The following is a 12,264-nucleotide window of genomic DNA, read 5'->3' as shown; positions in this document are numbered from 1 at the left end:
GTGGGGGTGTCAGTTGTCGTCCGCGGCGGGCTCTTCTGGCTCCGCGACCGCGACGCGCGCGGGGCGGAGCACTCGCTCGCCGATCCGGTAACCGGGCTGCAGGATCTCCACGCACGTCGGCTCCGTGACGTCGGGGGAGTAGCTGTGCATCAGAGCCTCGTGCACCGTCGGGTCGAACGGCTCACCCTTGGTGCCGTAGGCGCTCAGCCCCAGCTTCCCGGTGGCCGCCTCCAGTGATTCGCTCACCTTGGCGAAGCCGCCGGTCAGCTCCCCGTGGTCACGGGCCCGGCCGATGTCGTCGAGGACCGGCAGTAACTCGGCCAGCACGCCGGCCACCGCCTGCTCCTTGACGGCCACGCGGTCTCGCTCGACCCGCTTGCGATAGTTGGAATACTCGGCCTGAAGACGCTGCAGGTCCGCGGTGCGCTCGGCGAGCTGGGTGGCCAGCTCGATCGAGGCCAGGTCGGACGAGAGGGAGGACGACGACTTGTCGGCCGTCTGCTCCCTGTCGTTCTGGCCCGTGGTCTCGGCCGGCTTCGTCTCGCGAATCTGACCCGTCTCCGGGTCTATCTTCCGGTTGTCGCGGATCACCGGCTCCTCCTCGGAACCGTTCTCGCGCGTGCTCACGCTGGTGCTCCCCTCGGCGTTCCGGCCGTCACTTGGCGCCGTTGTCGCGCTTCGGCTCGTCGTCCACGATTTCGGCCTCGACCACGTCCTCGTCGGCCTTCTGCCCATCGGTGGCGTCCGCGCCGGGAGCGCCGGTCGGGTTCTCGGACCCCTGCGCCTGGGCGTAGATGGCGGATCCCATCTTCTGGCTGACCGTGGCGAGCTTCTCCGCGGAGGTGCGGATCACGGACGAGTCGGTGCCCTCCAGAGCCTTCTTGAGCTCGGCGACGGCCTCGTTGACCTCTGTCTTGATGTCGTCCGGAACCTTCTCGGCGTTCTCGCCGAGGAACTTCTCGGTCTGGTAGACGAGCGAGTCGGCGTTGTTGCGGACCTCGGCCTCCTCGCGACGCTTCTTGTCCTCCTCGGCGTAGGACTCGGCCTCGCGCATCATGCGCTCGATGTCGTCCTTCGGCAGCGCGGAGCCACCGGTGATCGTCATCGTCTGCTCCTTGCCGGTGCCGAGGTCCTTGGCGGAGACGTTGACGATGCCGTTGGCGTCGATGTCGAAGGTGACCTCGATCTGCGGGATGCCGCGCGGCGCCGGGGCGATGCCGGTCAGCTCGAAGGTGGCCAGCTTCTTGTTGTACGCGGCGATCTCGCGCTCGCCCTGGTAGACCTGGATCTGCACCGACGGCTGGTTGTCCTCGGCCGTGGTGAAGACCTCGGAGCGCTTGGTCGGGATCGTGGTGTTACGCTCGATGATCTTGGTGAAGATCCCGCCCTTGGTCTCGATGCCCAGGCTCAGCGGGGTCACGTCGAGCAGCAGGACGTCCTTGACCTCGCCCTTGAGCACACCGGCCTGCAGGGCGGCGCCGATGGCCACGACCTCGTCCGGGTTGACGCCCTTGTTGGGCTCCCGGCCCGCGGTCAGCTCCTTGACGAGCTCGGCCACGGCGGGCATGCGGGTCGAGCCGCCGACGAGCACCACGTGGGCGATGTCGGAGACCTTGATCCCGGCGTCCTTGACGACCTGGTTGAACGGGCCCTTGCACCGCTCGAGGAGGTCGGCGGTGATCCGCTGGAACTCGGCGCGGGTGAGCTTCTCCTCCAGGTGGAGGGGGCCCTCGGCCGAGGCGGTGATGTAGGGGAGGTTGATGGAGGTCTCCGACTGGCTGGAGAGCTCGATCTTGGCCTTCTCCGCGGCCTCGCGCAGGCGCTGCAGGGCCATCTTGTCCTTGGTCAGGTCGACACCGTGCGCGTTCTTGAACCGGTTGGCCAGCTCGTCCACGACGCGCTGGTCCCAGTCGTCACCACCGAGGTGGTTGTCGCCGCTGGTGGCCTTGACCTCGACGAAACCGTGGCCGTCCTCCTGGCCGACGTCGAGCAGGGACACGTCGAAGGTGCCGCCGCCGAGGTCGAAGACGAGGATGGTCTCGTCCTTGTCCTTGTCCAGGCCGTACGCCAGCGCGGCCGCGGTGGGCTCGTTGATGATGCGCAGCACGTTCAGGCCGGCGATGGTGCCGGCTTCCTGGGTGGCCTGGCGCTGGGCGTCGTTGAAGTAGGCGGGAACGGTGATCACCGCGTCGGTGATCTTCTCGCCCAGGTAGGCTTCCGCGTCCTGCTTCAGCTTCTGCAGGACGAACGCGCTGATCTGCTGCGGGTTGGACTTCTTGCCGTCGATCTCGACGGACCAGTTGCTGCCCATCTCGCGCTTGACCGAGCGAATCGTCCGGTCAACGTTGGTGACGGCCTGCCGCTTGGCGACCTCGCCGACGAGGACCTCGCCGTTCTTCGCGAACGCGACCACGGACGGCGTGGTCCGCGAACCCTGAGAGTTGGCGATGACGGTGGGCTCACCGCCCTCGAGAATCGAGACGACGGAGTTGGTCGTCCCCAGGTCGATACCTACCGCACGTGCCATGAGTACGTCCTTGTAGTCAAAGTTGAGTCGATGGGACTCATAGTGGAACCTCGTGTGACGTTTGTCAAACGACTTGAGCCTACTGGGCTCAACCTTCTGACGCGCGGCGGCATTCCCGATTTCCAGGGGAAGGCAAAGTGTTGTCCGCCACCCCCTCTGACGAGGGAAAGGGCGTCATCGTTCCCGGTCGGCGACGGGGCAAACCGAACCACCGTCCGCAGGGCTCGTACGACCCGGGCGCCGATCTTTGCGGGGAGGCGCGGCATGGCCCCGGCCACCGCCCGCGGGGCTCGTACGACCCCGCCTTCGACGGCGGGTGGCCCCGACCGGGCGGGGAAGGGTCGATCATCGCCCGCCCGGGACGCACTCCGATGCGGTGCCTCCGGCCCTTCCCGTGTCTTCGCGCGGGTGGGGTGTGTCAGCGGGCGCCGTCGACCACCTTGCGCGCGCCGAGGGGCTTCTTGAGCTTGACGGTCGTCACCTTCTGGATGGCGATCTCGATGCAGGCGACGTTCTGCGCCTTGCTGCTCGGGCCCTCCCAGAGGGTGACGGTCACCCGCTTGGAGGTCTCGCGCACGGTGACCCGGTCCAGCACGTTGCACGGTTCCACTCCGGACCACCAGACGATCCGCAGGCTACGGCCGTCCTTGGACGGCTTGGCCGTCAGCCACCTCACCTTGCGGGGATTGTCGGTGTGGCCCTCGGGTTTCGTCGGTTTGGGGGTGCCGCTCGTCGTGGGCTCCTCCCGGGGAGCCACGGTGTGGGCCGCCGGTTCGGAGGGGTTGCCGGGGACGGAGGTGGTCTGACTCGCCGGACGCGAGGGGGAGGTGGTGACCGTGGCGCTGGGTTCGGTGCCGCAGCCCAGTGCCAGCAGAAGACTTCCGGCCAGGATAGAGGTCGCGATCATACGCATACCCCTAAGACGGATCGGGCTCCCGGGCGGTTCAGGACACCCCGATGTCGTCCCGGCAAGACGGCCGGGACGGATGGTCACCCATCGCCTTCGACTCATACACGGGATGATTCCCGCCGGTGGCGGGGCCGATAGGCTGCGGGGAGTTCCGATCCACGATTTCGAGGTGCTCACATGATCGCGATTCTTGGAACCGGCAAGATGGGGGAGGCCCTGCTGTCCGGGCTGCTCAGGGCCGGGTTCAAGCCGGGCGACGTGATCGCGACGGCACGGCGTGCCGAGCGAGGCCAGGCCCTCGCGGAGCGGTACGGCGTGCGGATCGCCTCCAACGCCGAGGCGGCGAAGGACGCGGACACGATCATCCTCGCGGTCAAGCCGCAGGACATGGGGTCCCTGCTCGCCGAGATCGCGGGGCACATCCCGGCCGACCGCCTGGTCGTCTCGGCGGCGGCGGGGATCACGACCTCGTTCGTCGAGTCGAGGCTCGGCGCCGACATCCCGGTGGTCCGGGTCATGTCCAACACGCCGGTGCTGGTCGACGAGGCGATGAGCGTGATCTCGGCGGGTGCCCACGCCTCCGAGGAGCACCTCAGGCGTGCCGAGGACCTGTTCAGCCCGGTCGGCAAGGTGCTGCGCATCCCCGAGTCGCAGCAGGACGCCGCCACGGCCCTTTCCGGCAGCGGTCCCGCCTACTTCTTCTACCTGGTCGAGGCGATGGTCGACGCCGGCATCCTGCTCGGCATGCCCCGTGCCGCCGCCCTCGACATGGTCACCCAGTCGATCGTCGGGGCGGCGATCATGCTTCGTGACTCGGGGGAGCACCCCGTGATCCTCCGCGAGGCGGTCACCTCCCCCGGCGGTACGACGATCGCGGCCATCGCCGAGCTGGAGCGGCACAGCGTCCGTGCCGCCTTCCTCGCCGCCATCGAGGCCGCCAGGGACCGGGGGCGCCAGCTCGCCGAGGGCTGAGCCCGTCCCTTCCTGCCGGTCCCCACCGTCAGGGGGCCGCAAGGGTCTCCTCCGCCCGATCTCCTCGTCAGGGGACGTGGGATCCCGGGGACGTCCGACCGTCCAGGGTGGCCTGCTCAACGTGCCTGTTAAAGCAATAAATCAAGATATTTCGCTCAGATGAAAACGGGCACGTCCTCCAAGGCGGCTGCGTAAACGCCATTCCGTACACGTGCGGTAACGTCGAGCCGGGAGCAGGAAGATCGGGCCGTGACGTCTGGCGTCGCGGCCAGACAGGGAGTGCCCATGAGCCGGTCCGTGCGGGTTGTCTGGGACGATGCGCTCACCTCGTACGACTTCGGCCCCGAACACCCGCTCGCGCCCGTACGTGTGGAGCTGACCATGGCGCTGGCCGGGGAGCTCGGCGTGCTGGACCAGGTGCAGATGGGCGGTTGCGCGCCCGCCACCGACGACGAGCTGGCCCTCGTTCATCGGCGCGACTACATCGAGGCCGTCAGGCGGGTCTCCGCCACCGGCCGGCCCGACGTGGCCTACGGGCTCGGCACCACGGACAACCCCGCCTTCGCCGGGGTCCACGAGGCGTCCGCACTGATCACCGGTGCCAGCCTGGCGGCGGCCCGCGCGGTGTGGAGCGGTGAGGCCGAGCACGCGGTCAACGTCGCGGGGGGCCTGCACCACGCGATGGCCGGCACGGCGAGCGGTTTCTGCGTCTACAACGACCCGGGCGTGGCGATCGCGTGGCTGCTCTCCCAGGGCGCGTCCAAGATCGCCTACGTGGACGTGGACGTGCACCACGGCGACGGCGTGCAGGCGCTGTTCTACGACGACCCCAGGGTTCTCACCATCAGCCTGCACGAGAGCCCCCGCACCCTCTTCCCGGGCACCGGTTTTCCCGAGGAGCGTGGCGCGGAGGGCAGCGCGGTCAATGTGGCCCTGCCCGCCGGATGCGGCGACAGCGGCTGGCTCAGGGCCTTCCACGCGGTGGTCCCGCCGCTGCTGCGGGAGTTCGCCCCCGAGATCCTGGTCACCCAGCACGGCTGCGACAGCCACGCCCTCGACCCGCTGGCCAACCTCATGCTCAGCCTGGACGGCCAGCGGGCCACGTACGCGGCGCTGCACGAGCTGGCCCACGAAACCGCGGGCGGGCGGTGGATCGTGACGGGTGGCGGGGGATACGAGCTGGTGCAGGTCGTGCCCCGGGCGTGGACCCACCTGATCGCGGAGGTGGCGGGCCACCCCCTCGATCCCCGGACGGCCACTCCCGAGGCGTGGCGCAAGTTCGTCAAGGAGCGGACCGGCCAGACGGCGCCGTTGACGCTCACCGATGGCCGAAATCCGGAATTTCAGGATTTCTCCGCTGGTTATGACCCAGCAGACCCGATCGACCGGGCCATCATGGCGACGAGGAATTCCGTCTTCCCCTTCCACGGGCTCGATCCCCTCCCGTGACCCATGACCCCCCGGCAAAATGACTGAGGAACCGATGACCCGCGCCGAGCTTCGTGAGCACCTGATCCGTACCCGGATCGCCGGTGATGTGGCGACCAGTCGGGAGAACAACCTGGACCACTACCGGTCGCTTTCCAACCGTGATCCGCACTACATGTTCGGGCTGACGATGGACGGCGCGTGGTCCTACCGGGACGTGCTGGAGTTGATGGCCAAGTCGGCGGGGGTCGTGGCCGATCCCGAGCACCGGGAGGGGCAGGACACCATCGATCCCGATCGCACGATCGAGGCGACGGAGAAGATGGGCGACACGATCGCCGGTGTGCTCCGGGGGGAGAACCCCAGGATCCTGATAGCCACCGGGCACCCCACCGGCCTGCTCACCGTTCACATGGCCCTGGGCCGGATGCTCAGGGCGCGCGGCGCGACCCTGATGGCACCGGCCGAGGGCTGGTCGTACTGGGGCAGCGGATTCGGGCGCAGGCGCAAGATCCGTTACATGGACGACGTCGCGATGCTCGACGACAAGGGCGCCTTCGTGCACACGCACGACCCCGCCCCGATGCGCGCCATGATCGCCGAACTGGGTTCCGACCGTCCCGATCTGGTGATCGCCGACCACGGCTGGGCCGGGGCCGCGGGCGAGGCGGGCATCCTCACGGTCGGATTCGCCGACAGCAACGATCCCGCACTTTTCGTCGGTGAGGCCGAAGGCAAGATCGCGGCCACCGTCCCGCTCGATGACAACGTGCTACCCAGGTATTACGAACCGCTGACGCACCACTTGGTCGAGAGGGTCGTGCGAGCCCTCTGAGACGGGGGATGCGCAAATTAGGTCATCCCTATACGGGCATTTCGCGCCTGCATTCCACCTACCTCGCCGCCCGTTTGCCAACTTTTTGGGGATTGTGGGCGACTCTAATGGGAGACAGTTGGTCCGTTCCAAGATCAATGTGAGAGGCACGATCAGGCTGCTGGCCAGCGTTTTCATGCGTTTCGCTGACGTGGGACCCCGTGGGCTGAGAAAATAGGGGGTTTGCGTGACAGGGGTCCCGACTTACGCTGACGGCAGTACACGTGCGTGAGCAATGGCACCAGTGGGGATAACCCGGATACACGTGCGGAAGAGGCGTCCGATGGGTGCAGGCGAAAGACCTCTCAGCGAGGTGAAGTTCCTGACGGTGGCAGAAGTGGCCACTGTCATGAGGGTGTCCAAGATGACTGTGTACCGACTCGTGCATTCGGGCGAGCTGCCGGCCATCCGGGTCGGTCGATCCTTCCGAGTGCCGGAGCAGGCGGTACACGATTATCTCAGGGATGCCTACATCGAGGCAGGTTGAGGCAGGGTGAGCTCGACGCGTCGAGCCGAGCGACCGGGGGAAGCGTTCCGGTCGTGAGGTGAAGGCGCCAGGCCGCTCACGGTCCTGCTCTTTTCCGGTCTGTCGGAGCACGATCTCCGGTACGGCCGCGCAAGAGCCGGTCCGTGCCTCATCGGGGTAGCGACGTGGTCGCCACGTCGTGAGTTCATGCGCCCGGGGTCCCCCCAGGGGCGATCTACCGTGGATCGCCGGTAGTCTGTTGTGCCGGTGTGCTCTCGCGCACCGGTTCGACAATCTCGGCTACCAGCTACCTGGGGGTCCCGTGGGCTCTGTGATCAAGAAGCGCCGTAAGCGCATGGCGAAGAAGAAGCACCGCAAGCTTCTGAAGAAGACCCGCATCCAGCGGCGTAACAAGAAGTAGCGCGGATCTGCGAGGCGCCGATGACCCACACCGTGCTTGTCACCGGGGTCTCGCGCCACATCGGCGCCCGAGTGGCGAGCGTTCTCGCGGATGACCCGGACATCGACCGGGTCATCGGAGTGGATACGGTGCCGCCGCCCTCGCTCTCACGTGATGGCGGCGTACCTCTCGGCCGGACGGAGTTCGTCCGCGTTGATCTGCGCAGCCCCGACATCGCCCAGGTGATCGCGGCCGCCGACGTCGACATCGTCGTTCACATGAGTCTGGTGAGCGCCCCTCCCCGGAGTGGTGGCCGAGCGCTCATGAAGGAACACAACGTCATCGGCACCATGCAGTTGCTCGGTGCCTGTCAGCGGTCCGCGACGGTGCGCCGTGTCGTCGTGCGATCGACCACCGCTGTCTACGGTTCCTCCCCGCACGATCCCGCGGTCTTCACCGAGGACGCCGAGCCGGGAGAGCCTCCGAGCCGTGGCTACGCCAAGGACGCCTCCGAAGTGGAGGGCTACGTCCGCGGTTTCGCCAGACGGCGGCGCGATGTGGCGGTGTCGACGCTCAGGTTCGCCAACTTCATGGGACCCGGCGTCGACTCACCGCTGACGCGTTACTTCACCCAGCCGGTCCTGCCGACCGTGCTCGGGTTCGACCCGCGGCTGCAGTTCGTCCACGAGGACGACGCGGTCGAGGTGCTGAGGCGGATGGCGATGGAAGACCACCCGGGCACGTTCAACGTGGCCGGAGACGGCGTGCTGCTGCTGTCGCAGTGCGCGCGCAGGGCGGACCTGCTCTCGATGCCCGTCCCCTCTCCCGTCTTCCGTTTCATGGGCGAGCTCGCCCGGAGCGCGGGACTGGTCGGTTTCTCTCCCGAGCAACTCCGCCTGATGTGCCACGGACGCGTGGTCGACACCACCGCGCTGTCCACGGCCCTCGGCTGGAAGCCGAAATTCTCCACCGCGGCGGCCTTCGAGGACTTCATCCACGCACGTGACCTGGCAGGGGGCCTGCCCTCCGCCCTGGCGGACATGGTGTCCCGGCCGGTGACGGGGTGAGCGACACGGCGGACGGCAGCGGGGACGATCACCGGCTGGCCGAGACGCTCGCCTTCCTGCGCCGTCGCCTGACCGGAGAGTACGAGGTCGACGAGTTCGGGTTCGACGCCGAGCTCACCGACAAGGTGCTGCTGGAGCTGATCCGCCCGCTGTACCGCCACTGGTTCCGCACCGAGACCTTCGGCATGCGCAACGTACCCGGTGACTCCGGAGCCCTGATCGTGGCCAACCACTCGGGCACCCTCCCGCTCGACGGACTCATGCTCCAGGTGGCCCTGTACGACGACCACCCCGAGCGTCGCGCGCTCCGTCTCCTGGGGGCCGACCTGGTCTACCGGCTCCCGGTGCTCGGCCACCTCTCCCGCAAGACCGGCCACACCCTCGCCTGCCGCGACGACGCCGACCGGTTGCTCCGCAAGGGCCAGATCGTCGGCGTCTTCCCCGAAGGGTTCAAGGGGGTCGGCAAGCCGTTCTCCGATCGCTATCGGCTACAGCGCTTCGGCCGGGGTGGGTTCGTCGCCTCCGCCATCCGCGCGGGTGTGCCGATCGTTCCCTGCGCCATCGTGGGCGCGGAGGAGATCTACCCCAAGATCGGCGACCTGCGCTTCCTCGCCAGGGCGTTCGGCCTGCCCTATCTGCCGATCACGCCGCTTTTTCCCTGGTTCGGGCCTCTCGGGCTGGTCCCGCTCCCGTCCAAATGGATGATCGGCTTTGGCGAGCCGATCCGCACCGACGAACTCGACCCCACCGACGCCGACGACCCCATGCTGGTCTTCAACCTCACCGACCAGGTGAGGGAGTCCGTCCAGCAGCAGCTCGACGAGCTCAGGCTCAGGCGCGGCCACGCCTTCCCGCCCTTCTTCTGAGCCTTTCCGAGGTCTCTCACGGCACCGTGGCGTACCGCGAAGGGAGAAACAGTCCTCAGCGGCCGGAGCGGTAGAGGCGACGCAGGGCGACGGCGGCGGCGATACCGCCCGCAAGGGCCCCCGCGCCCGCCGCGATGGGCAGGCCGACCATGGTCGCCTTGCGTCCCGTACGGAAGTCCTTGATGTCCCAGCTGTTCTGCCGGGCGAACTCGCGTAGCTCGGCATCGGGGTTGATCGCGGTGGCGTGGCCGACGAGGGAGAGCAGGGGCAGGTCGTTGGCCGAGTCGCTGTAGGCGGAACAGCGGGACAGGTCGAGACCCTCCCTGCGGGCCAGGGCCCTCACGGCCTCCGCCTTGGCGGGGCCGTGAAGCAGGTCACCGACGAGGCGGCCGGTGTAGACGCCGTTCTCGGTCTCCGCGACGGTGCCGAGCGCACCGGTCAGGCCGAGACGCTGGGCGATCACGCGGGCCAGTTCCACCGGGGTCGCGGTGACCAGCCAGACCCGCTGGCCGGCGTCGAGGTGTGCCTGCGCGATGGCGCGGGTGCCCGCCCAGATGCGATCGGCCATCACCTCGTCGTAGATCTCCTCACCGAGCCGGACGATCTCCTCGACCTTGTTGCCCGCCACGAACGCGAGCGCGGTCTCCCTGGCCTCCTCGATGTGAGCGGGGTTCTCGTCGCCGCGGACCCGGAAGATCATCTGGCCGAGCGCGAACCTGAACAGATCCCTGCTGGTGAACAGGCCCCGGGAGGCGAGACCGCGGGCGAAGTGGTAGATGGAGGCGCCGCGCATCATGGTGTTGTCGACGTCGAAGAAGGCCGCGGACACCGGGTCGGGCTCGGCCATCGGCATCGCGACGGCGGCCGCGGCCGCGACCTCACCGGCCGCGATCTCTCCCACCGTCGCCCGACTGGCCGTTCCCGCCTGGTCCCGCCGTCGTAGTAACCGCCTCATAGCCACTCAGCTTAACCGCGACAGGGCGGTGAGATCGTTGACGCGCTCTTCGGCATGAATGCCGGAGACTCAGCCCGTGCCGCTCTCGTGACACCCCTGTGGCTTCCTGCTTCACCGACCCGAGCCATCGGCTACTCGGGCGGGGCGAGGCCCTCGATGTAGTTGAGATAGACGTGGGCCTTGCGCTGGTTCTCCGCACCCATCTTGGGGATCATCCCGGTGATCTGGGTGCGCTGTTTCTGGACGAAGCGCTTGAGCTCTCCGGCGCGCGTGGAGTCGCGGCGCCGCATCTGCCGCAGGGAGGTCACCGCGGAGCGGGTGGTCTCCTCCATGGCCTGCAGGGTCTCCCCGATCACCTTCTCGCCCTCGCCGGAGCCCAGGAGCTCCTTGACCTCACGGGCGCGGGTCTCGGCGTAGCCGAAGGAGCGGTCGGCCCGCTCGGCGTCGTCGCTGCTCAGGTGGAACAGCGTGTTCTCGGCGGCGCGCTTGAGCGGATAGAAGGTGTCACCGGGCATCGACCGGTAGGTCCCCATCACGGACGCGATCATCGCGACCACCAGGGCGGCGCTGAGCAGTTGCGGGAAAAGTCCCGCACGGGATCTCCGCCGGGAGTGGCGGGGGCCCGCCGGGCGTCGCTCGGCGGTGCCCTCTCCCTGAGGGGATCGGGTGAGCTGCTCACGGAGCCTGGCGTTGAACTCGGGTTGGGGGCCGGCCGTCATGCGGGCTCCCAGCCGTGAAACACGGTTCTGGATGCGTGCCTGCGACCTCCGCGAGAATCCAGGCAGCCACTTCCCCATGAACGCTCCCTGCCGCCCCCAGCTCATGATCCATCGGTGTCACTTGCCTAACGACGACTCGGCACGGCAGGTTACGCGCTGCGCCGTATCGGCATGGGGAACCTCATCCCGGGTGTGGCGGCCCGCACCGGGAGGCGATGCCGACCGGCGTCGGCCGGAGCCGGCGTGCCGGGATCAGCTGAGGTCCGGGGGCAGCGCGCGGGCGAGGGCGCGGATCGCGCGGAACTGGAGCGCCTTGATGGCGCCGCTCTTCTTGCCCATGATGAGCGCGGTCTCCGCCAGTGACATGCCGTGCAGGAAGCGCAGCACCACGCACTCCTGCTGCTCGGGACCGAGATCGCGGACGGCGGTGAGCACCCGGTCGCTGATCATCGCGGTGACGACGGCGTTCTCCGGGATGTGCGGGCCGTCGAGCGGGGTGTCGATCACCTCGGCCGTCGTGACCTCAAGACGGTATCTGCCGGACTTGAAGTGATCGGTGATCAGGTTCCTCGCGATGGTCACGAGCCAGGCGCCGAAATCACGCCCCTGCCAGGTGAAGTCCGTGATCCTGCGGAGCGCGCGGAGAAAGGTCTCGCTCGTGAGATCCTCGGCCAGCGGATGTGAGCCGACCCGGAAGTAGATGTAGCGGTATACCAGGGTGAGGTAACGATCATAGAGCGTGCCAAAAGCATCCGAGTCTCCGGTCTTGGCACGCAAAACGAGCCTCCGGAGTTCTTCGGAGGCATCCTCACGCACGGTGAGGTCGCTACTGCGGACGGGCCGGGTTACCCCGGCTGTCGTGGGGAGGTGTCCGGCGAGCGGCCACGTTTCAGGCATCCGGTATCCCTGAGGGGAGGGGGTACGGCGTGCTCGATCACTCTAGAAATGAAGCGGAAATTCCACAATCCACTTTGGAACGTCGTGACTGGGGGTAACCGCCGTATACGGTGTGGGGTCGGTTGTTTCGGACCGGCTCCGGTAGCCAACTCAGGGTTCGGCTACCGGTTGGGGGGTAATGTC

Annotated in this window: 13 protein-coding genes; 7 read left to right on the top strand and 6 right to left on the bottom strand. The window is 68.0% G+C overall.

What is annotated here, in order from left to right; translation table 11 throughout:
* Positions 1-9: 9 nt before the first annotated feature.
* The 3 genes from grpE to ABZ664_RS26530 form a co-directional block, all read right to left on the bottom strand.
* Entirely contained in the window at positions 10-627 is a 618-nt protein-coding gene (gene grpE / locus ABZ664_RS26540; protein ID WP_362515397.1) for a nucleotide exchange factor GrpE, read from the bottom strand.
* A gap of 28 nt (positions 628-655) precedes the next feature.
* Positions 656-2,527 (bottom strand): molecular chaperone DnaK, encoded by a 1,872-nt coding sequence (gene dnaK / locus ABZ664_RS26535; RefSeq protein WP_362515395.1) that lies wholly within the window; start codon positions 2,525-2,527, stop codon positions 656-658.
* A gap of 418 nt (positions 2,528-2,945) precedes the next feature.
* Complete coding sequence (locus tag ABZ664_RS26530; protein ID WP_362515393.1) at positions 2,946-3,434, bottom strand: hypothetical protein; 489 nt, start codon at positions 3,432-3,434, stop codon at positions 2,946-2,948.
* A gap of 180 nt (positions 3,435-3,614) precedes the next feature.
* Here ABZ664_RS26530 and proC point away from each other — a divergent pair, with 180 nt between their 5' ends.
* The 7 genes from proC to ABZ664_RS26495 all read left to right on the top strand — a co-directional run bounded on the left by proC (position 3,615) and on the right by ABZ664_RS26495 (position 9,510).
* Entirely contained in the window at positions 3,615-4,409 is a 795-nt protein-coding gene (gene proC, locus ABZ664_RS26525) for a pyrroline-5-carboxylate reductase (RefSeq protein WP_362515389.1), read from the top strand.
* Between the two features lie 285 nt (positions 4,410-4,694).
* Positions 4,695-5,858 carry an acetoin utilization protein AcuC gene (locus ABZ664_RS26520; protein ID WP_362515386.1) on the top strand — a complete coding sequence of 388 codons (1,164 nt, stop codon included), beginning with the start codon at positions 4,695-4,697 and terminating at the stop codon, positions 5,856-5,858.
* A gap of 19 nt (positions 5,859-5,877) precedes the next feature.
* A complete protein-coding gene (locus ABZ664_RS26515; protein WP_362515383.1) occupies positions 5,878-6,672 on the top strand; it encodes a phosphatase in 795 nt (264 codons plus the stop codon).
* Between the two features lie 322 nt (positions 6,673-6,994).
* On the top strand, positions 6,995-7,198 hold the full coding sequence (locus tag ABZ664_RS26510) for a helix-turn-helix domain-containing protein (RefSeq protein WP_012887307.1): 204 nt from the start codon (positions 6,995-6,997) through the stop codon (positions 7,196-7,198).
* Between the two features lie 301 nt (positions 7,199-7,499).
* Complete coding sequence (locus ABZ664_RS26505) at positions 7,500-7,598, top strand: AURKAIP1/COX24 domain-containing protein (RefSeq protein ID WP_018654693.1); 99 nt, start codon at positions 7,500-7,502, stop codon at positions 7,596-7,598.
* Positions 7,599-7,618: 20 nt separating this feature from the next.
* Positions 7,619-8,644, top strand: coding sequence for an NAD-dependent epimerase/dehydratase family protein (locus ABZ664_RS26500; RefSeq protein ID WP_362515379.1), 1,026 nt, complete (start codon positions 7,619-7,621; stop codon positions 8,642-8,644).
* On the top strand, positions 8,641-9,510 hold the full coding sequence (locus tag ABZ664_RS26495; protein WP_362515377.1) for a lysophospholipid acyltransferase family protein: 870 nt from the start codon (positions 8,641-8,643) through the stop codon (positions 9,508-9,510). The genes ABZ664_RS26500 and ABZ664_RS26495 overlap by 4 nt, the downstream gene beginning before the upstream one ends.
* A gap of 55 nt (positions 9,511-9,565) precedes the next feature.
* Here the strand turns inward: ABZ664_RS26495 and ABZ664_RS26490 are convergent, their stop codons facing one another.
* The 3 genes from ABZ664_RS26490 to ABZ664_RS26480 form a co-directional block, all read right to left on the bottom strand.
* A complete protein-coding gene (locus tag ABZ664_RS26490) occupies positions 9,566-10,363 on the bottom strand; it encodes an HAD-IB family hydrolase (RefSeq protein ID WP_362515498.1) in 798 nt (265 codons plus the stop codon).
* A gap of 233 nt (positions 10,364-10,596) precedes the next feature.
* Positions 10,597-11,184, bottom strand: coding sequence for a DUF5667 domain-containing protein (locus ABZ664_RS26485; protein WP_362515374.1), 588 nt, complete (start codon positions 11,182-11,184; stop codon positions 10,597-10,599).
* A gap of 252 nt (positions 11,185-11,436) precedes the next feature.
* The gene (locus ABZ664_RS26480) at positions 11,437-12,081 is read right to left on the bottom strand and encodes a sigma-70 family RNA polymerase sigma factor (protein ID WP_362515372.1); all 645 of its coding nucleotides are present in this window, start codon (positions 12,079-12,081) and stop codon (positions 11,437-11,439) included.
* Between the last annotated feature and the right edge of the window lie 183 nt (positions 12,082-12,264).

This window comes from Streptosporangium sp. NPDC006930 (assembly GCF_040635605.1).
Taxonomy (GTDB): Bacteria; Actinomycetota; Actinomycetes; order Streptosporangiales; family Streptosporangiaceae; genus Streptosporangium.
The sequence above is the reverse complement of the archived record's forward strand: the minus strand, read 5'-3'. Positions and strand labels throughout refer to the sequence as shown.

Excerpts from the sequence above, each read along its gene's own strand:
- dnaK (WP_362515395.1), bottom strand. The coding sequence starts at position 2,527 with ATGGCACGTGCGGTAGGTATCGACCTGGGGACGACCAACTCCGTCGTC.
- ABZ664_RS26530 (WP_362515393.1), bottom strand. The coding sequence starts at position 3,434 with ATGATCGCGACCTCTATCCTGGCCGGAAGTCTTCTGCTGGCACTGGGC.
- proC (WP_362515389.1), top strand. The coding sequence starts at position 3,615 with ATGATCGCGATTCTTGGAACCGGCAAGATGGGGGAGGCCCTGCTGTCC.
- ABZ664_RS26520 (WP_362515386.1), top strand. The coding sequence starts at position 4,695 with ATGAGCCGGTCCGTGCGGGTTGTCTGGGACGATGCGCTCACCTCGTAC.
- ABZ664_RS26515 (WP_362515383.1), top strand. The coding sequence starts at position 5,878 with ATGACTGAGGAACCGATGACCCGCGCCGAGCTTCGTGAGCACCTGATC.
- ABZ664_RS26510 (WP_012887307.1), top strand. The coding sequence starts at position 6,995 with ATGGGTGCAGGCGAAAGACCTCTCAGCGAGGTGAAGTTCCTGACGGTG.
- ABZ664_RS26500 (WP_362515379.1), top strand. The coding sequence starts at position 7,619 with ATGACCCACACCGTGCTTGTCACCGGGGTCTCGCGCCACATCGGCGCC.
- ABZ664_RS26490 (WP_362515498.1), bottom strand. The coding sequence starts at position 10,363 with ATGCCGATGGCCGAGCCCGACCCGGTGTCCGCGGCCTTCTTCGACGTC.
- ABZ664_RS26485 (WP_362515374.1), bottom strand. The coding sequence starts at position 11,184 with ATGACGGCCGGCCCCCAACCCGAGTTCAACGCCAGGCTCCGTGAGCAG.
- ABZ664_RS26480 (WP_362515372.1), bottom strand. The coding sequence starts at position 12,081 with ATGCCTGAAACGTGGCCGCTCGCCGGACACCTCCCCACGACAGCCGGG.